This window comes from Agromyces protaetiae, from assembly GCF_004135405.1.
GTDB lineage: Bacteria > Actinomycetota > Actinomycetes > Actinomycetales > Microbacteriaceae > Agromyces > Agromyces protaetiae.
In genome coordinates, this window is the sequence record NZ_CP035491.1 from 2,807,897 (window position 1) to 2,827,330 (window position 19,434).

The 19,434-nt window shown below is 69.8% G+C and carries 18 protein-coding genes; 4 read left to right on the top strand and 14 right to left on the bottom strand.

Translation table 11 applies throughout. The features are described from left to right. Nucleotides 1-84 precede the first annotated feature (84 nt). Nucleotides 85-771 carry a trimeric intracellular cation channel family protein gene (locus ET445_RS13075; protein ID WP_129191669.1) on the top strand — a complete coding sequence of 229 codons (687 nt, stop codon included), beginning with the start codon at nt 85-87 and terminating at the stop codon, nt 769-771. Between the two features lie 19 nt (nt 772-790). Here the strand turns inward: ET445_RS13075 and ET445_RS13080 are convergent, their stop codons facing one another. The 3 genes from ET445_RS13080 to ET445_RS13090 all read right to left on the bottom strand — a co-directional run bounded on the left by ET445_RS13080 (nt 791) and on the right by ET445_RS13090 (nt 4,178). Next, nucleotides 791-1,792 carry a sugar phosphate isomerase/epimerase family protein gene (locus ET445_RS13080; protein WP_129191670.1) on the bottom strand — a complete coding sequence of 334 codons (1,002 nt, stop codon included), beginning with the start codon at nt 1,790-1,792 and terminating at the stop codon, nt 791-793. A gap of 87 nt (nt 1,793-1,879) precedes the next feature. After that, entirely contained in the window at nt 1,880-3,025 is a 1,146-nt protein-coding gene (locus ET445_RS13085; RefSeq protein WP_129192564.1) for a Gfo/Idh/MocA family protein, read from the bottom strand. 106 nt (nt 3,026-3,131) lie between these two features. Continuing rightward, complete coding sequence (locus tag ET445_RS13090) at nt 3,132-4,178, bottom strand: substrate-binding domain-containing protein (protein WP_424922852.1); 1,047 nt, start codon at nt 4,176-4,178, stop codon at nt 3,132-3,134. 278 nt (nt 4,179-4,456) lie between these two features. Here ET445_RS13090 and ET445_RS13095 point away from each other — a divergent pair, with 278 nt between their 5' ends. From ET445_RS13095 to ET445_RS13105, 3 genes are all read left to right on the top strand, one after another. Beyond that, entirely contained in the window at nt 4,457-5,977 is a 1,521-nt protein-coding gene (locus ET445_RS13095) for a sugar ABC transporter ATP-binding protein (protein ID WP_129191671.1), read from the top strand. Next, a complete protein-coding gene (locus ET445_RS13100) occupies nt 5,974-7,041 on the top strand; it encodes an ABC transporter permease (RefSeq protein ID WP_129191672.1) in 1,068 nt (355 codons plus the stop codon). Before ET445_RS13095 ends, ET445_RS13100 begins: the two co-directional genes overlap by 4 nt. A gap of 159 nt (nt 7,042-7,200) precedes the next feature. Continuing rightward, a complete protein-coding gene (locus ET445_RS13105; RefSeq protein ID WP_129191673.1) occupies nt 7,201-8,103 on the top strand; it encodes a patatin-like phospholipase family protein in 903 nt (300 codons plus the stop codon). A gap of 62 nt (nt 8,104-8,165) precedes the next feature. Here ET445_RS13105 and leuA read toward each other — a convergent pair whose 3' ends face one another. The 11 genes from leuA to ET445_RS13160 form a co-directional block, all read right to left on the bottom strand. Further along, nucleotides 8,166-9,932: a 2-isopropylmalate synthase gene (gene leuA, locus ET445_RS13110; RefSeq protein ID WP_129191674.1), complete on the bottom strand. Its 1,767-nt coding sequence runs from the start codon at nt 9,930-9,932 to the stop codon at nt 8,166-8,168. Between the two features lie 259 nt (nt 9,933-10,191). Beyond that, nucleotides 10,192-11,589, bottom strand: a complete 1,398-nt coding sequence (locus ET445_RS13115) for an ABC transporter permease (protein WP_129191675.1) — start codon at nt 11,587-11,589, stop codon at nt 10,192-10,194. Beyond that, on the bottom strand, nt 11,589-12,350 hold the full coding sequence (locus ET445_RS13120; RefSeq protein WP_129191676.1) for an ABC transporter ATP-binding protein: 762 nt from the start codon (nt 12,348-12,350) through the stop codon (nt 11,589-11,591). The genes ET445_RS13115 and ET445_RS13120 overlap by 1 nt, the downstream gene beginning before the upstream one ends. Nucleotides 12,351-12,432: 82 nt before the next feature. Continuing rightward, entirely contained in the window at nt 12,433-13,098 is a 666-nt protein-coding gene (locus ET445_RS13125) for a response regulator (RefSeq protein ID WP_129191677.1), read from the bottom strand. Beyond that, nucleotides 13,095-14,372: a sensor histidine kinase gene (locus tag ET445_RS13130; RefSeq protein ID WP_129191678.1), complete on the bottom strand. Its 1,278-nt coding sequence runs from the start codon at nt 14,370-14,372 to the stop codon at nt 13,095-13,097. The genes ET445_RS13125 and ET445_RS13130 overlap by 4 nt, the downstream gene beginning before the upstream one ends. A 106-nt stretch (nt 14,373-14,478) precedes the next feature. Further along, entirely contained in the window at nt 14,479-15,399 is a 921-nt protein-coding gene (era, locus tag ET445_RS13135; protein ID WP_129191679.1) for a GTPase Era, read from the bottom strand. After that, on the bottom strand, nt 15,377-16,708 hold the full coding sequence (locus ET445_RS13140) for a hemolysin family protein (RefSeq protein ID WP_129191680.1): 1,332 nt from the start codon (nt 16,706-16,708) through the stop codon (nt 15,377-15,379). Before ET445_RS13140 ends, era begins: the two co-directional genes overlap by 23 nt. Then, entirely contained in the window at nt 16,705-17,172 is a 468-nt protein-coding gene (ybeY, locus tag ET445_RS13145; RefSeq protein ID WP_129192566.1) for an rRNA maturation RNase YbeY, read from the bottom strand. The genes ET445_RS13140 and ybeY overlap by 4 nt, the downstream gene beginning before the upstream one ends. 35 nt (nt 17,173-17,207) lie before the next feature. Continuing rightward, nucleotides 17,208-18,224 carry a PhoH family protein gene (locus tag ET445_RS13150; protein WP_129192567.1) on the bottom strand — a complete coding sequence of 339 codons (1,017 nt, stop codon included), beginning with the start codon at nt 18,222-18,224 and terminating at the stop codon, nt 17,208-17,210. A gap of 64 nt (nt 18,225-18,288) precedes the next feature. After that, nucleotides 18,289-18,648 (bottom strand): HIT domain-containing protein, encoded by a 360-nt coding sequence (locus tag ET445_RS13155; RefSeq protein WP_129191681.1) that lies wholly within the window; start codon nt 18,646-18,648, stop codon nt 18,289-18,291. Between the two features lie 51 nt (nt 18,649-18,699). Beyond that, nucleotides 18,700-19,434 carry a 16S rRNA (uracil(1498)-N(3))-methyltransferase gene (locus ET445_RS13160; protein ID WP_129191682.1) on the bottom strand — a complete coding sequence of 245 codons (735 nt, stop codon included), beginning with the start codon at nt 19,432-19,434 and terminating at the stop codon, nt 18,700-18,702.

Here is a 19,434-nt window from a genome sequence, read left to right on the forward strand (position 1 = left end):
CGATTCTCCCACCCGTCGCCCACGACGTCGGCAACGCGATCGGATGTCGCAGCCCGAGGCATCCGCCCGTGATTCACTGTGTGCGTGGACACCGAGCAATTCACGATCCCGCTGTGGCTCGAACTGACCGCCGTCGGCCTCGGCGGTATTCAAGGCGCCCTGTTCGCGTCGGGCTTCCGCGGCGAACGCCGACTCGACCTCCTCGGCGTCGCGATCATCGGAACCGTCATGGGCCTCGGCGGCGGCCTCATCCGCGACCTCATGCTCGGGCTGCCGCCCGCGAGCCTGCAGAGCGAGTGGTACCTGCCGGTGGTCGTCGTCGCCGCGTTCATCGGGATGCTCCTCGCCGCTCCGCTGCAGCGGGTCAACGCCGTCATCGTCGGCCTCGACGCGCTCGTGATCGGTCTCTTCGGCGCGTTCGGCACGTCGAAGGCGCTGAGCCTCGGGGTGCCGATCATCCCGTCGATCTTCGTCGGCATCTGCTCGGCAGTCGGCGGCGGCATCCTGCGAGACATGCTCATGAGCCTTCCGGTGTCGATCATGCACGTCGGCTCGCTCTACGCGGTCGCCGCGGGCGCCGGCTGCGCAGTCCTCGCGATCCTCCATCTCTTCGACGTGCCGATCTTCATTTCAGGGCTCATCGCCGTCGCGGTGACCACCGTGATCCGCTGGCTCGCCGTCATCTTCGACGTGTCGCTGCCCGAGCAGCGCATGCTCTACCGGCGCAAGGTCGCGACCGAGACCGGGCTTATCCCGATCGTGCGGCGCTGACGCGTGCGAGGGTGCCCGCTCAGCGACTGCTGAACGCCGCGTCGAATGCGGCCGCGGGCGCGTCGAACGCGTTGCGCTTGACGAACTCGAGCGCCTCGGGCGCGCCGACGAGGCGGTCCATTCCGGCGTCCTCCCACTCGACCGAGATGGGCCCGTCGTAGCCGATCTGGTTGAGGGCGCGGAACGCGGTCTCCCACGGGACATCCCCTCGCCCCGTCGAGACGAAATCCCACCCGCGCCGGAGGTCCGACCAGGGCAGGTGCGAACCGAGTCGGCCGTTACGGCCGTTGCCGAGGTTGAGCTTCACGTCCTTGCAGTCGACGTGATAGATGAGGTCCTTGAACTCGAGGATGAAGTCGACCGGGTTGAGTCCCTGCCAGATGAAGTGGCTCGGGTCCCAATTGAGGCCGAACGTCTTGCGGTGCCCGATCGCCTCGAGCGTGCGCACGGTCGTCCAGTAGTCGTACGCGATCTCGCTCGGGTGCACTTCGTGGGCGAAACGCACGCCGACCTCGTCGAACACGTCGAGGATGGGATTCCAGCGGTCGGCGAAGTCCTGGTAGCCCGCGTCGATGAGCTCTTGCGAGGCCGGCGGGAACATCGCGACGTACTTCCAGATCGACGATCCCGTGAAGCCGATGACGGTCTTCACGCCGAGCTTCGCGGCGAGGCGCGCCGTGTGCTTCATCTCCTCGGCGGCGCGCTGCCGCACGCCCTCGGGATCGCCGTCGCCCCACACCGTGTCGGAGAGGATGTCGCGGTGCCGCTGATCGATGGGGTCGTCGCACACCGCCTGGCCCTTGAGGTGGTTCGAGATCGCGTAGACCTTCAGGTCGTACTTCGCGAGCAGGTCGAGCTTGCCCTGCACGTACGCGTCATCCTCCCACTGCCACGGGTCGAGGTGGTCGCCCCAGCACGCGAGCTCGAGGCCGTCGTAGCCCCAGCCCGAGGCGAGGCGTGCGACCTCCTCGAGCGGAAGGTCGGCCCACTGGCCGGTGAAGAGGGTGATCGGTCGGGTCATGATCGTCGTGTTCCTTCCGTGCTTCGCTGCGTCTTCGGATGTCTCGATGTGTCGGATGTCTCGGGGTCGCGCCTGTCTCGGGGTCGCTCAGTCCCCCGTCGCCGTCCACGCGCTGCCCGCGTTCGAGCTGCGCTCGACGGCGTCGAGGACGCGTTGCACGTGCAGGCCGTCGGCGAACGACGGCCGAGGCTGGGTGCCGTCGACGATCGCCTCGACGAGGTCCTTCACCTGGTGCGAGAAGCCGTGCTCGTAGCCGAGCATGTGGCCTGCGGGCCACCATGGCGCGAGGTACGGGTGGTCGTGCTCGGTGACGTAGATCGTGCGGAAGCCCTGCTCGAGCGGCGGCAGGGTCGCATCGTAGAACTGGAGCTCGTTCATGCGCTCGAGGTCGAACGACACGGCGCCGAGCGAGCCCGACACCTCGACGCGGAGCGCGTTCTTGCGCCCTGTTGCGAAGCGCGTCGCCTCGAAGGTGCCGAGTGCGCCCGACTCATAGCGGCCCGTGAAGAGGGCGACGTCGTCGACCGTGACGGCGCCGCGTTCCGCCGACGCCGTGCCGGAGAGCCCGATCGTCTCGCCGAGGAGCGGGCGCTCGGTCACGAGGGTGTCGAGCACGCCCGAGACGCTCGCGAGCTTCAGGCCCGTGATGTACTCCGACAGGTCGACGGCGTGCGCGCCGATGTCGCCGAGCGAGCCGGAGCCGGCCCGCTCCTTCTGCAGTCGCCAGGTGAGCGGCGACTCTGCGTCGATGAGCCAGTCCTGCAGGTACGCGGCGCGCACCTGGCGGATCTCGCCGATGCGCCCCGCGGCGACGAGGTCGCGCGCGAAGGTCGCCGCGGGGACGCGCCGGTAGGTGAAGCCGACCATCGAGCGGATGCCCCGTGCCGCGGCCCGCTCGGCAGCGTCCGCCATGGCCTCCGCCTCGTCGACGGTGTTCGCGAGCGGCTTCTCGCACAGCACGTGCTTCCCGGCGTCGAGGGCCGCGATCGCGATTTCGGCGTGCGTGTCGCCGGGGGTGACGATGTCGACGACGTCGATGTCGTCGCGTGCGATGACCTCGCGCCAGTCTGTGGCGCTCTCCTCCCAGCCCCACTTGGCCGCGGCGGAGGCGACGGCACCGGGGTGCCGTCCGACGACGACCTGCATCTGGGGCTCGGCCGGAAGATCGAAGAAGCGGGGGGCGACGCGCCATCCCTGCGAGTGGGCGGCGCCCATGAAGCCGTAGCCGATCATGGCCACGCGGAGCGTGTCGGTCACGCGGGTCTCCTGTTCAACGGGGGTCGAGGACGTCGTGGTTGCGGGGGCGTCCGCGATTCGCGGACGCCCCCGCAACGCCTGGTCAGGACTCGAACGAGAGGTCGATGAACTGGTCGACGTTCTCCTTGGTCACGACGGGCGCGTCGAGCACGATGCGGTTCGGCACGCTCGGGGTGATGAGGTCGCTCATGGTCTTGCCCTGGGCGATGAGTCGTGCGAGGGCGATGCCGTCGGCGGCCTGCGTCGACGGGTAGATGATCGTCGCCTTGAGCACGGTGTCGTCGGCCTGGATGGCCTCCATGGCGTTCCGCGAGCCGGCGCCGCCGACCATGAAGAACTCGTCGCGGCCCGCGGCGTCGATCGCCGCGAGGACGCCGATGCCCTGGTCGTCGTCGTGGTTCCAGATGGCGTCGATGTGCGGCGCCGCCGACAGCAGCTGCGAGGCCGCGGCCTCGCCGCCCGCGACCGTGAAGTCGGCCGCGACGCGGTTCGTCACCGAGAGGCCGCAGTCGTCGAGCGCGTCGGCGAAGCCGGCACTGCGGTCCTGCGTGAGCGGGAGCGAGTCGATGCCGGCGATCTCGGCGACGACGGCGTCGGGGTTGTCGCCGAGCTGCTCGCAGATGTACGTGCCGGCGCTCACCCCCATGCCGTAGTTGTCGCCGAGGATCGTCGCGCGCGCGGCGAACGGGCTCGAGAACTCGCGGTCGACGTTGATGACCGGGATGCCGGCCTCCATCGCCTTGATCGCGACCTCGGTGAGCGCGGCGCCGTCGGACGGCAGCACGACGATCGCGTCGACGCCGTCGTTGATGAACGTCTCGATCGCGGCGATCTGCGCGTTGACGTCGTTCGTGCCTTCGGCGACCTGGAGGTCGACGTCGGGGAAGCTCGCGGCTGCGGCCTGCGCGCCCGAGTTGATGGCGCCGAGCCAGCCGTGGTCGGCGGCGGGGCCCGAGAAGCCGATGGTCACGGTCTCGCCGGACTCCTGGTTCTCCTCGGCCGAGGTCCCCTGGTCGGTGACGTCCTCCTCGTCGCCTCCGGCGGTGCAGCCGGCGAGCAGAGCGACGGCTGCGATCGCTGCTGCGGAACCGACGGCGAGTCGGCTGATGCGAGTACGGGTCTTCATCATGCTGTCTCTCTCCTTTGAGTGAATGCAGTTCTCGCCCGATCGCGAAGCCCCCGGAACGCGGGTCGAAGCTGGAGCCCCACCGACCGAACCCAATTGGCGTTGTGCGCAACATAACAGAGCACTTCGGCGCGGTCTAGGTCTTTGGTCGGATGAATCGAAGGTTCGTCGAAACCTTTCGAACCCCGGTTTTCCGGGCAGCGCGATGTTTGCGCGGGTGTTGTCCGACTGTGACCGCGCGGCTACTGCGGAGACATCCGGATTCTGCTACGTTGCCCGGCATGATCGATGTCGACCATGCCGCTCCGCTTCTGGTCGTGCGCGATGTCGTCAAGACGTTCGCGGGCGTTCGAGCCCTGAAAGGAGTCGATCTCGAGGTCAGGGCCGGCGAGGTGCACTGCCTCCTCGGGCAGAACGGCGCAGGGAAGTCGACGCTCATCAAGATCCTCGCGGGCGTCCACTCCCCCGACGAGGGCGAGCTCGTGTGGAACGGCGAACCGGTCGTGATCGGCGGCCCGCAGGCGGCGATCGACCTCGGCATCGCGACGATGTACCAAGAGCTCGACGTCGTCGACGGCCTCACGATCGCCGAGAACATCTTCCTCGGCCACGAGCTCCAGACCGCAGGGTTCACCAAGCGCAGCCTGGCGGCACGGCGCACGCGCGAACTGCTCAAGCGCCTCGGCCATCCGAATCTCTCGCCCAATCGCGAAGTCGGCTCGCTGAGCGCTGCGAACAAGCAGATCGTGAGCATGGCCCGAGCGCTCTCGCACGACACGCGACTGCTCATCATGGACGAGCCGAGTGCCGTGCTCGACTCGGAAGAGGTCGAGAACCTCTTCCGCGTCGTCCGGGAGCTCGCCGCGGCCGGCATCGCCGTCGTCTACATCACGCACCGGCTCGAGGAGATCCGCCAGATCGGCGACCGCATCACGGTTCTGAAGGACGGCCGCACGATGGCGACCGGCCTCGCCGTCGCCGACACGCCGACGCCCGAACTCATCCGGCTCATGACCGGCCGGAACGTCGAGAACGTCTTCCCCGCCGCGACGCCCGTTCCCACCGGCGCACCCGTTGTGCTCGAGGTCGAAGGACTCGGCGTCGACGGGCTCTTCGACGGCGTCGACTTCACGGTTCGCGCCGGTGAGATCGTCGGCCTCGCCGGGCTCGTCGGCTCAGGTCGATCCGAGATCCTCGAGACGGTCTACGGCGCCCGGAGGGCCTCGCGCGGATCGGTGAGGATCGGCGGGCGGGCGCTGCGGAACGGCTCGGTCGTCGACGCCGTCGCCGCGGGCGTCGGCCTCTCGCCCGAGGAACGCAAGAGCCAGGGACTCATCCTCGAGGAGCCGATCTACCGGAACGTCACGCTCTCGAGCTTCGCACGCTTCGCGAAGGGCGGATGGCTCGACGAACGCGCCGAACGGCGGACCGCGCGCGAGCAGATCGACGCCCTCGAACTCCGGCCCGCCGACCCCGACCGCGAGACCATCACCCTCTCGGGCGGCAACCAGCAGAAGATCCTCCTCGCCCGCTGGCTCGTGCACGGCACGAACGTCCTCCTCCTCGACGAGCCCACGCGCGGCGTCGACGTCGGCGCCCGCGCCGAGATCTACGCCCTCATCCGCGAACTCGCCGCAGCCGGCAACGCCGTCGTCATCGTCTCGAGCGAGATCGAAGAGGTGCTCGGGCTCGCCGATACCGTCCTCGTGGTCGCCGAGGGCCGTATCGTCCGGACCGTGCCGGCATCGGCAATCGACGAGCACGGAGTGCTCGACCTCGTCATGAAGGGAACCGCCGCGTGAACGAGCAAAACACCCGCACCGAGACATCCGTCACCGCTGACGCGGCCCCGATCACGACGGGCTCCGTCGTCGTCGACCCGCGCGAGTCGCAGTCGGCGTTCCGCCGGTTCCTCGGCGGTCCGGTCGGACGCAACCTCGGGCTCATCGTCGCCCTGCTCGCGATCATCGCGGTCGGTGCGATCACGGCGGGCGACAACTTCCTCACGGTCAACACGTTCCTCACGATCGTGCGGCAGGCGTCGGTGTGGGGCGTCCTCGCGATCGGCATGACGTTCGTCATCATCGCCGGCGGCATCGACCTCTCGGTCGGCTCGGTGCTTGGCCTTGCATCGGTGGTCGCGACCCTCACGGTCGTGCAGGACCTCGCCGACGAGTCGACCTGGGTCATCCTGATCTTCATCCCGCTCCTCGTCGGACTCGCCGCAGGCGTGCTCAACGGCGTCATCATCGCCTACGGCAACGTCGTCGCGTTCATGGCCACCCTCGCGATGCTCGTCGCGGCCCGCGGCCTCGCAGAAGTACTCGCCCAACGCCGAACGCTCGTGCTCGGCTCGGGCCCGTTCAAGGAGCTCGTCACGAGCGACTTCCTCGGCATCGACATCCTCATCTGGATCTTCGCGATCGTCTCGGTCGCCGGCTGGATCCTGCTCAACCGCACGACGTTCGGGCGCCGCACCGTCGCGATCGGCGGCAACCGCGAGGCCGCGCGCCTCGCGGGCATCAACGTGAAGCGGCACACGATCTACCTCTACGGGCTCGCGGGACTCTCGGCGGGCATCGCGGCGATCCTCATCCTCGGCCGCACGACCGCCGGCTCCTCGACCAACGGACAGCTCTACGAGCTCGACGCGATCGCCGCGGTCGTCGTCGGCGGCACGCTGCTGACAGGCGGGCGCGGGACGATCGTCGGCACCGTGCTCGGCGTGCTCATCTTCTCGACGCTCACGAACGTGTTCGTCCAGAACAACCTCGACTCGTCCGTGCAGGCCATCGCGAAGGGCGTCATCATCGTCATCGCCGTGCTCCTGCAGCAGCGGTTCTCGGGGCGCACAGTGCGCGAGTGACGGCCCGTGTTAGCCTTCGTCGATCGTGATCCGTCGACCCGAGGAGGTGAGTCCCGTGAACGCAGTATCCGCACCGGGTGCTCCCTCGCCGCACACGATCGCGCGACTCCCGTAGTCGTGCAGGGAGCAACCCCTCCGCACTCGCGAAAGGCGACTCCCATGCACCTTCCCTCTTCTCCCACGCCCGCAGGCGGCCGCGCACTCGTGCTCGGCGGCGGCGGCTCGACCGGCAACGCCTGGCTCATCGGCGTCGTCGCCGGCCTGTTCGACGCGGGTCTCGATGTCACGGCACCGGATGTCACGGTCGGCACGTCGGCCGGGGCGACCGCCGCCGCCCAGCTCGCCGGCTCGAGCCCGGCTGAACTCTTCTCCGCGGCGACCGCGACGCCTCCCCCTCGTCCGAGCGGGTCGCCCTCACCCACCCGCGCACGCCCGGTCGTCGATCACCTCGAACGCCTGCGCGCGCTCATCGCCGGCTCCGCCGACCTTTCCGACTTCCGACGGAAGATCAGTGCTGCCGCGCTCGAGCACGACGACGACACGGATGCCTCGTGGTCGGCGCGGTGGCGCGGGACCGTCGCCGCGCGGTTCCCCGGCGCGGTCTGGCCCGAACGGAACATCCTCATCGCCGCCCTCGATGCCCGAACGGGCGAACCGGTCGTCTTCGACCGCACGAGCGGCGTGGATCTCGTCGACGCCGTCGCAGCGAGCACTTCCGGTGGCCGAATCGCCTACCGGATCGGCGACGGCGCCCACCTCGACGGCGGGTATCGGGCGAACGCCGAGAACGCCGACCTCGCCGCCGGTAGCGAGCGGGTGCTCGTGCTCTCTCCGCTCGGGGGAAGGTCGCTGCATCCCGAAGCCTGGCGCACGCACCTCGCGGCCCAGGTCGACGTGCTCAGGGCGAACGGAAGCCGGGTGGAGGTCGTCGTCCCCGAGCCCGACGCCGAGCACCTGTTCGGCGCGAACGCGATGAACCTCTCGCTGCGCCCGGCCGCCGCCCACGCCGGATACGAGCAGGGTGCCGCCCTCGCCGAGGTGCTCGCCGGGTTCTGGCGGTGACGACGGACGGCCGGTCGCGAGTCGCAACCGGCCGTCCGTGGTTGCTTCACATGCGTCGCTGCTCAGCGCGCGTCGGCGAACTCCCGCACGTTCGAGAACCGGAGCGCGCGGTTGACGGCCGACACGACCGCCTTGAGCGACGCCGTCGAGATGTCGGCGTCGATGCCCACGCCCCACAGGGTGCGTCCGTCGACCTGGCACTCGACGTATGCCGCGGCCTGGGCGTCGCCGCCCGCCGACAGGGCATGCTCGCTGTAGTCGAGCACGCGGACGTCGACGCCCTCGGCGGCGAGCACCGACAGGAACGCCGCGATGGGGCCGTTGCCCGACCCCGACGCCTCACGGCGCTCCGCGCCGTCGCGGAGGCCGACCTGCACGCGCACCTCGCCCGAGAGATCGCTCTCGGTGCGGAGGCTCAACAACTCGAAGCGGCCCCACTTCTCGTCGGGACGGTGCTCGGGCGCCGGCAGGTACTCGTCGGTGAAGATCGCCCAGATCTCGTCGCTCGTGACCTCGCCTCCCTCGGAGTCGGTCTTCTGCTGCACGACGCCCGAGAACTCGATCTGCAGGCGGCGCGGCAGGTCGAGCTTGCGGTCGTTCTTCAGCAGGTAGGCGACGCCGCCCTTGCCCGACTGCGAGTTGACGCGGATGACGGCCTCGTACGAACGGCCGAGGTCGCGCGGGTCGACGGGCAGGTACGGGACCGCCCACTCGAGGTCGTCGACGCTCTTCCCCTCGGCCTCGGCGCGGACGGCCATCGCCTCGAAGCCCTTCTTGATGGCGTCTTGGTGCGAACCCGAGAACGCCGTGTAGACGAGGTCGCCCGCCCACGGGCTGCGCTCGGGCACTGGCAGCTGGTTGCAGTACTCTGCCGTGCGCTTGACGTCGTCGATGTCACTGAAGTCGATCTGCGGGTCGATGCCCTGGGTGAACAGGTTGATGCCGAGCGCGACGAGGTCGACGTTGCCCGTGCGCTCGCCGTTGCCGAAGAGGCACCCCTCGATGCGGTCGGCGCCGGCCATGTAGCCGAGCTCTGCGGCGGCGATCGCCGTTCCGCGGTCGTTGTGGGGGTGGAGGGAGAGGATGACGTTCTCGCGGTGGGCGAGGTGGCGGGACATCCATTCGATCGAGTCGGCGTAGACGTTCGGCGTCGCCATCTCGACCGTCGCAGGCAGGTTGATGATGACCTTGCGCTCGGGCACCGGTTCGAAGATCTCGATGACCTGATTGCACACGTCGACCGCGAACTCGAGCTCGGTGCCCGTGTAGCTCTCGGGCGAATACTCGTAGTAGACGGCTGTGCCGGGCACGGTCGCCTCCATCTCACGGCACTTGCGGGCGCCGTGCAGGGCGATGTCGATGATGCCCTGCTTGTCGGTGCGGAACACGACCTCGCGCTGGAGCACGCTCGTCGAGTTGTAGAGGTGCACGATCGCCTGCTTGGCGCCCTGGATCGACTCGTAGGTGCGCTCGATGAGGTGGTCGCGCGCCTGCGTCAGCACCTGGATCGTGACGTCGTCGGGGATCGCGTCTTCTTCGATGAGACTGCGGACGAAGTCGAAGTCGGTCTGGCTCGCGCTCGGGAACCCCACCTCGATCTCCTTGTAGCCCATCTTCACGAGCAGGTCGAACATGATGCGCTTGCGCTCGGGGCTCATGGGGTCGATGAGGGCCTGGTTGCCGTCGCGCAGGTCGACGGCGCACCAGCGCGGGGCGACCTCGATGCGCTTGGAGGGCCACGTGCGGTCGGGCAGATCGACGCGCAACTGCTCGTGGTACGGCCGGTACCGGTGGATCGGCATGGCCGAGGGCTTCTGGGTGTTCTTCATTGGACGCTCTTCTCGCTTCTCTTCGGATTCAGCCGACGACGAACTCCGCAGCGAGGGAGGCCTTCGAACTAGGACTCGCTGCGGCAGCTAAGGAGAAGCAGGCCGTGAAGCACGAAGCAAGGCTAACACCGTCGCGCTGAGGTTCGAAACCAGCGCGATGAGGTGCTCGGATGCCTCGGGCGAACGGATCGGACGGACGCCTCCCCCGAAGCATCCGCCCGACCCGGTCTGTGCGGCGGTCGCGCCCTGAGCAGGCCGCTCAGTCGACTGCGAGCGCGACGACCGGCGCGACGCGCATCGCCCGACGCGCGGGAGCGACCGACGCGATCGCCGTGAGTGCGCCCGCGGCGACGAACATCCCGCCGACGAGCAGCCACGGCACGCCCGGAACGACGAGTTCCCCGACGCCGTTGATGCCTCCGAGGAGCGCCTGCGCGCCCGCCCATCCGTAGACGAACCCGAGCACGAGCCCCACGAGGGTCGCCGCGAGCGTCAGCGCCGCCGCTTCGGCGACGATCATCCAGCGCAGCTGTCCGTGATCGAAGCCGAGCGCGCGGAGGAGGCCGAGTTCGCGCGTGCGCTGCAACACGCTCAGCGAGAGTGTGTTCACCATGCCGACGGCCGCGATGAGGGCGCTGAATCCGATGAGCACCGTGAACACGGCGACGGTCGCGTCGAGCATGGGCTCGACGCCCTCGTAGACCTCGGGCTGCGCCTGCTGCGCCGTGCGGATGATCGCGCGGTACGACTCCATCGTGACCGAGAACGTCGTCACGAGCGTGACGCCGATCACGAGGCCGATCGTCATGCGCGAGGACCGCTCGGGGTTCCGCACGGCGTTCTCGGCGGCGAGCCGAGCCGCGGGCGTGCGGCCGAGCAGACGCCCGACGAGACGCAGCACGGGCGGCATGATCGCCCCTGCCGCGAGCACGACGCCCGTGAACGAGACGATGCCGCCGACCAGTCCGATGAGCACGCCGAGCGGGGAGACGAGACCGACGAGCACACCCGCCGCGAGCTGCAGCGTCCCCAGCACGACGAGGATCACAGCGAACACGTTCCGCACGGGCCGCTTGGCGAGTTCCTCGCTCGATGATTCGTTCGCGTCGCCGAGCGCCTCGATGGGCCGAACGTGCAGCACGCGCCGCGATCCCGCCCACGCGGCGAGCCACGTCGTCAGGACGACCGCCGCCGCCGGCAAGGCGATCCACGGGTCGAGGTAGTCGTGCCGCGTGGCGGGGAAGAGCCCGGCGGCGACCGCCGCAGCCTCGACCGCCATCGCGAGCGCGGTGCCGACGAACACCCCGACGACTGCTCCTACACATCCCACCGCGAGTCCTTCCCGCGCGATCCGCACGCGCTCGGCCCGTGCACTCGACCCGATGAGCCGGAGGAGCGCGATCTGCCGGGTGCGGCCCGCGACGACCGTCGCGACCGTGTTCGCCGTGACGATCGCACTGACGTAGATCGCGATGACGATGAACACCCACGCGAGGATGGCGAGGAGGAACTGCACGGTGTTGCTCGCCCCCGTGACGTCGTCGCCCGCGATCGCGGAGCCGAGTGCGCCCGTGATCTGCAGGAGCAGCACGCCGAACGTGCCGGCGAGCACCGCGACCGCGAGGGTCGGCCCGTGGTCCTTCAACCGCGAGCGCATCAGGCGGCCCGTTCCATCTGCAGCATGTACGACGAGATCTCCTCGGCGCTGAGCCGACCGGTATCGTTCACGACCCGGCCGTCGGCGAGGAAGAGGATGCGGTCGGCGTGGCTCGCCGCGACCGGGTCGTGGGTGACCATCGCGATCGACTGGCCCGACCGGCGGCTCGCGTCCGCGAGCAGCCCGAGGACCTCCCGCCCCGTGCGGGAGTCGAGGTTGCCGGTCGGCTCGTCGGCGAAGACGAGGTCGGGGCGCGTCGCGAGCGCACGGGCGATCGCCACTCGCTGCTGCTGCCCGCCCGAGAGCTCGTGCGGTCGGTGCCCGAGTCGCGCCCGCAGGCCGAGCGTGTCGACGAGCTCGTCGATCCACGCCTGCTCGTCGCGGCTCGGGCGCCGTCCGTCGAGCTCGAACGGCAGCAGGATGTTCCCGCGCACGTCGAGTGTCGGGAGGAGGTTGAACGACTGGAACACGAACCCGATGCGTCGCCGTCGCAGGACGGTCAGCGCGCTGTCGGAGAGCGCCGTGATCTCGGTGTCTCCGATCCAGACTTCGCCCGAGGTCGGGGTGTCGAGCCCCGCCATGATGTGCATGAGCGTCGACTTGCCCGAGCCCGACGGGCCCATGACGGCGGTGAACTCGCCTCGGCGGAGTCCGATCGACACGTCGTCGAGCGCCGTGACGGCGCCGCTGCCGGTGCCGTAGCGCTTGCCGAGGGCGACCGCGCGGGAGATGAGTCCGAGGTCGGATGGTTGGATCTGCATGCCTTCGACGCTACGGATGCGATCGCCCCCGAGACATCCGGCCGCGGTCGCGTCAGCGGTCATCCGAGCGGATGATCCGCGCTCATTCCGAGAGTTCGTGCTCGTACGCGAAGACGACCAACTGCACGCGATCGCGCAGCCCGAGCTTCGCGAGGACGCGGCTCACGTGCGTCTTCACGGTCGCCTCCGAGAGGAACTCCGCCTGCGCGATCTCGGCGTTCGAGAGCCCCTTCGCCGCGAGGGCGAAGATCTCACGCTCGCGCACGGTGAGCTCGTTCCAGGCCGCCGGTGCCGGACGCCTGCCCCCGCCCCGCCCGAGGTGCGCGAAGAGCTCGCGCGTCGCGGTCGCCGCGAGCACGGCGTTGCCCTGATGCACCGTGCGGATCGCGGCGAGGAGGAACTCGGGGTCGGCGTCTTTCAAGACGAACCCGCTCGCCCCCGCGCGGATCGCCCGCGCTGCGTTCTCGTCGAGGTCGAACGTCGTGAGCACGAGGATCCGCGGCGCAGCGCGGCCCGCTCGGTCGGCCTCTGCGAGGATGCGCTCGGTCGCCTGGATGCCGTCGGCGAGCGGCATCCGCACGTCCATGAGCACGACGTCGGGGCGCTCGCGCTCGACGAGCGCGACCGCCGTGACCCCGTCGCCCGCCTCGCCCGCGAACTCGAGGTCGGGCTGCGAATCGACGAGCATGCGGACGCCCGCGCGGAACAGCGCCTGGTCGTCGACGAGCGCGACGCGGATGCGACTCATAGGGACCTTCCGGGTTGTGCGATCGGTGCGGCGGGGATCGACGGGATCACCGCGACGACGTGGAATCGTCGGTCGGATCCGACGTCGGCCGTGAGCGACCCTCCTGTGAGCTGCGCGCGCTCGCGCATACCGGGAATGCCGTGGCGCGTCCCACTCGATTCGGACGAGTCATCCGCCCGCATCGCGTTGACGACCTCGATACGCACCCCCGACGCGCTCCACCCGAACCCGACGAGCACGGGAAGCGTCGTGTCGCCGTGCCGGAGCGCGTTCGTGAGCGCCTCCTGCACGATGCGGTAGACCGCGATCTGATGGCCCGTGCCGAGCGGAACGCGCTCGCCGTCTTCGGAGAATCGCACGTCGAGCCCAGCGTTCCGCAGCTGCCCGAGCAGCTCGTCGAGATCGTCGAGCACGGGTTGCGGCGCGTTGCCCTCGGCGTGGCGGAGCTCTGCGAGGAGGAGCCGCACGTCGCCGAGCGCCCCGCGCGCGACCCCCGAGATCGTGCCGAGCGCGTCGATCGCCGTCTCGGGCCGCGTCGACGCCGCGAACCGCGCGCCGTCGGCCTGTGCGATGACGACCGCGAGCGAGTGCGCCACGACGTCGTGCATGTCGCGCGCGATGCGGTTGCGCTCCTGCTCGACGACGTACCGGTACTGGGCGAGCTCCCGCTCCCGGGTCGCGACCTCTTCGCGCCGCCGCACCTCGCGCGAGTCGCGCACCGCCCGCACGAGGAGACCTGCGACCCACGCGAGCACGAGCACCGCGATCGCCCCCACGAAGAGGATGCCGAGCACGAGGAGGGTCTGCAGGATGTTGTCGGGCACCCCCTCGTAGGTGCCGAAGATCGACTTCACGAGCCCGAGATACAGCGTCGCGATCACCGCGCCGACGCCCGCCGACGCGAGGCCGAGCCACTTCACGAGCCGACCGCCGTGCGACGCCGTCGAGTACAGCACCCCGAGCACCGCGGCGTCGTACAACTGGAGGTCGCGGAGCGCGATCATCTGCGCGAGCGCCGCGATCCACGCGAGCGCGAGCGCCCACCCCGGCGAAAGTCGCCGCACCGCGAGCGCGATGCCGAAGAGGGAGAGTGCGACGAGGTCGACCCAGTTCCCGAGGAGCGCGAACGGCAGCGACACGAGCGAGAACAGGGCAGCGAGCAGGATGTCGGTCACGAGCTTGCCGCGCGTCGCACCGGCGCGCGAGAGCGATCCGCCGCCTCCCGTGGGCGGCGGGGTCGGCGCAGGAGCGCGCGTCGCGGTGGGGCTCGTCACGCTTCAACCGTACGCGCGCACGGGCGCACGGTACCCGGCGTGGGCGCAGAGTCATCCGTTCGATGTACGCGGATGCCTCGCCGCGCGCGCCTGCCGCGATGCGAGCTCAGAACCCGAGCCGCCCCAACTGCTTGGGGTCGCGCTGCCAGTCCTTCGCGACCTTCACGTGCAGCGCGAGGAAGACCTTCCGCCCGAGGAGCGCCTCGATCTGCGCCCGCGCCGTCGCGCCGACGTCTTTCAGGCGTGAGCCGCCCTTGCCGATGATGATGCCCTTCTGGCTGTCGCGCTCGACGAAGACGTTCGCGTAGACCTCGATGAGGTCTTTGTCGTCGCGCTCGATCATGTCGTCGACCGTCACCGCGATCGAGTGCGGCAGCTCGTCGGAGACGCCCTCGAGGGCCGCCTCGCGCACGAACTCGGCGATGCGCTCGGTGACGTCTTCGTCGGTGAGGGTCTCGGCCGGGTAGAGGGCGTGCTCGGCCTTCGGCATGAGCGAGAGCAGTTCGTCGACGAGGACGTCGAGCTGTTCGCCGCGCGGCGCCGACACGGGGATGATCGCCGCCCAGTCGCGCAACTGCGACACGGCGAGGAGCTGCTCGGCGACTTTCGCCTTGCTCGTCGCGTCGGTCTTCGTGACGATCGCGACCTTCTTGGCGTGCGGGTACTGGTCGAGCTGCTCGTTGATGAACCGGTCGCCCGGTCCGATCGTCTCGTTCGCGGGCACGCAGAACGCGATGACGTCGACGTCGCCGAGGGTCGCCTCGACGAGGGCGTTGAGGCGTTCGCCGAGCAACGTTCGCGGCCGGTGGAGACCCGGCGTATCGACGAGGATGAGCTGCCCGTGGTCGCGGTGCACGATGCCCCGGATGGCTCGGCGCGTCGTCTGCGGCTTCGAGCTCGTGATGGCGACCTTCTGCCCGACGAGCGCGTTCGTGAGCGTCGACTTGCCGACGTTCGGCCTGCCGACGAACGAGACGAACCCGGCACGGTAGTCGCTCTGCGGTTCAGGCGTGTTCGCGTCGGTCATGACGGTCTCCTTCTGCGATGCCGCCCTCGAAGGCGGTGCGTGCGTCGATGAGGGCCTCGTCGGCCCAGACGAGGATGGTCCCGATCCGTTTGCGGCGGCCTTCGGTGCGTTCGGCCTGGAGCACGAGCCCGCTCACGGCGACCTGCTCCCCCGGCTGCGGCAGCCGGCCGAGCTCCTTCGAGAGGAGCCCGCCCGCCGTGTCGACGTCCTCGTCTTCGAGATCGAGCCCGAAGAGCTCGCCGAGCTCGTCGATCGGCAGGCGTGCGTTCACGCGGAACCGCCCCTCGTCGAGCGCCTCGACCTGCGCGGCCTCGCGGTCGTACTCGTCGGCGATGTCGCCCACGAGCTCTTCGATGAGGTCTTCGAGCGTCGCGAGCCCCGCGATGCCGCCGTACTCGTCCACGACCATCGCGAGATGGTTCGACTCGAGCTGCATGCGGCGAAGGAGCGCGTCGGCCTTCATCGACTCGGGCACGAACATCGCCGGCCGCGCGAGCTCGGCGACCGTGAGCGCATCGGCGTCGCCCGGCCGCTCGAACTCGAGGCGCGCGACGTCGCGCAGGTAGAGGATGCCCGTGACGTCGTCGGCATCGCGCTCGATGACGGGGATGCGCGAGTAGCCGGCCTTCAGGAAGAGCGCCATCGCCTGCGGCACGTGCGCCGAGCCCTCGATCGTGACCATGTCTGTGCGGGCCACCATGACCTCGCGTACGACGGTGTCGTTGAACTCGAAGATCGAGTGGATGAGCTCACGGTCCTCTTCTTCGAGCACCTCGAGCTCGGCCGCCTCGTCGACGATGCTGAGCAGCTGCTCTTCACTCGACACTCCGGCGAACCGGATGCGCGCGGGCGTGACCTTGTCGCCGAGCGCGACGAGCGCGTTCGCGATCGGCCCGAGGAGGAGCCGCACGAACCGCACGATCGGCGCCGACCATCGCAGCACCCCGCGCGCGTGCACGCGTCCGAAGCTGCGCGGGCTCGCACCGACCAGCACGAACGACACGATCGTCATGATGAGCGCCGACCACAGCAGCACGAACCACACGTTGTCGATGAAGGAGACGAACACGAGCGTGACGAGGACGGCGGCGGTCGTCTCGGTGAGGATGCGGATGAAGTTGACGGCGTTGACGTGTGCGCCCGGGTCTTCGGCGATCTTGACGAGCGACTCGCGCCGCCGCGACGTGAGCGCGAGCGCCTCGAGATCGGCCCGCGAGAGCACCCCGAGCGCCGAGTCGACCGCGGCCATGAGACCGCCGAACCCCACGAGGACGACGGCGGTCACGAGGAAGAGCCAGGGCTGCATCATCGGGAGCGGCGGCGCTCCTGCATCGCGAAGCCGACGAGGATGTCCCGCTGGATCGAGAACATCTCCTTCTCTTCGGCGGGCTCGGCGTGATCGAACCCGAGCAGGTGCAGGATGCCGTGCGCCGTGAGGAGCTGGAGCTCGTCGAGGAGCGAGTGGCCGGCGGTCTTCGCCTGCGATTCCGCGACCTGCGGGCACAGCACGACGTCGCCGAGAAGGCCCGCGGCGCTCGGCTTGTCTTCGGTGCCGGGCCGCAGTTCGTCCATCGGGAAGCTCAGCACGTCGGTCGGGCCTGGCTCGTCCATCCACTGCACGTGGAGCTGCTCCATCGCGCCTTCGTCGACGAGGACTATCGCGAGCTCGGCCTCTCGGTGCACATGCATCGCGTCGAGCGCGTACACGGCGAGCCGTTGGAGGGATGCCTCGTCGACCTCGATCGTGGACTCGTTGGTGATCTCGATGCTCATGGGGTCTCGGGCTCCGTCGGTCGGGGTCTTCTCGGTCACTGTTTCGGCCTCGGGGGTTGGTGGTCGCGCGGCGCGCGGCCGCGGCGCTCGGCTCGGTTCGCGAACTCGCGCGCCTGGTCGCGCTCGAATCGCTGCGCCTGCTGGCGCTGGTCGTACTCGGTGTAGGCGTCGACGATGCGGCCGACGAGCGTGTGACGCACGACGTCGTCGCTCGTGAGCCGCGCGAAGTGGATGTCGTCGATCTGGTCGAGGATGCGCGTCACGAGCTTCAGGCCGGATGCTCCGCCGGGCAGGTCGACCTGGGTGATGTCGCCCGTGACGACCATCTTCGAGCCGAACCCGAGGCGGGTGAGGAACATCTTCATCTGCTCGGGCGTCGTGTTCTGCGCCTCGTCGAGCACGACGAACGAGTCGTTGAGCGTGCGCCCGCGCATGTAGGCGAGCGGCGCGACCTCGACGGTGCCCGACGCGAGGAGCTTCGGCACCAGCTCGGGGTCCATCATCTCGTTGAGCGCGTCGTAGAGCGGCCGCAGGTACGGGTCGATCTTGTCGGTGAGGGTGCCGGGCAGGAAGCCCAGCCGCTCCCCCGCCTCGACGGCCGGACGGGTCAGGATGATCCGGCTGACCTCTTTGCGCTGCAACGCCTGCACGGCCTTCGCCATCGCGAGGTAGGTCTTGCCGGTGCCCGCAGGGCCGATGCCGAACACGATCGTGTGCTCGTCGATCGCGTCGACGTACTGCCGCTGGCCCTCGGTCTTCGGTCGGATGGTCTTGCCCCGACTCGACACGATCACCTGGCCGAGCAGTTCGGAGGGTCGGGCACCGGGGTCGGCTTCGAGCATGCGCGCGGAGCTCCTCACTTCGGTCGGGGTCGGATCTTGCCCTTGACGGACGAGTTCGAGCAGTTCTTCGATGAGCCGGCGCACCTGGAGACGACCGGCGGCGTCGCCGCGGATGGCGATCTCGTTGCCGCGCACGTGGACGGCGACTTCGGGGTGCTCGCGCTGGATCTGCGTGAGCAGGCGGTCTTGCGGACCGAGCAGACGCACCATCGCGATGCCGTCGATGCTGAGGCGTTCCTCGTCGGCCGGAACGGCGGTCGGTGCGTCGATCGGATCAGGCTCCGGCAAGCGAGCCCTCCGTCAGGGCGCCCGCGATGACGTGCGCGTGGACGTGGAACACGGTCTGGCCCGCGCCCGAGCCCGTGTTGAAGATGAGGCGGAAGTCGCCGTCGGCGAGCTCTGCGGCGACGCCGTTCGCGACCTCGACGATCTCGGCGAGGAGGCCCGGGTCGCCCGCGGCGAGCTCGACGACGTTGCGGTACTCGCCGCTCCGCGGGGTCACGACGACGTGGACGGGCGCCTTCGGCGCGATGTCGTGGAACGCGATGACGCGTTCGGTCTCGGCGACGATGCGCGCCGGGATCTCACCTGCGGAGATGCGCTCGAAGACGGTCGGTTCGCGAGTCTCGCTCATACCGTCCATCGTAGCGACGGATGCCTCGGCGGCGGGTGCCTTGGGGATGTCTCACCACCGTCCGAGCGCGGCAGACAGCACGGCGATCGCGGCGGGCCCCGCGGTCGAGGTGCGGAGCACCGATGTGCCGAGCCGAACCTGTTCGGCGCCCGCGGCGCCGAGTCGCTCGAGCTCGGCGGGGGCGATGCCGCCCTCGGGTCCGACGACGAGCACGAGGTCGCGCCCGTCGAACTCGAGCTCGGTGATCGCGGCTTCGGCGGACGGCTCGAGGAGCAGGATCCGGGCGCCGTCGAACCGGCTCGCCAGCTGACCGGTCGTCGCAGGCTCGTCGACCTCGGGGATCCACGCACGGATCGACTGCTTGGACGCTTCGCGCGCGATCGTCGCCCACCGCTGACGGCCCTTGACCGCCTTGGGGCCTTCCCACCGCGACACCGACCGGGCTGCCGCCCACGGCACGATGCGATCGACCCCGAGCTCGGTCGCGGCCTGCACCGCGAGCTCGTCGCGGTCGCCCTTCGCGAGGGCCTGCGCGAGCACGATCGCGGGACTCGGTCGCGCGTCGCGGGAGACATCCGCGACCTCGAGCGACAGCTCGCGCGCGCCCGTCGACACCACCGCGCCGGTGACGATCGTGCCGCGGCCGTCGCCGATCGAGAGCGTCTCGCCGACGCGTACGCGCGCCACCGTGACCGCATGGCGCGCCTCGTCGCCCGAGAGCTCGACGACGTCGCCCGCGGCTGCGGCCGCGAGCTCCAGCCCCTCGTCGAAGTACAGGCTGCTCAT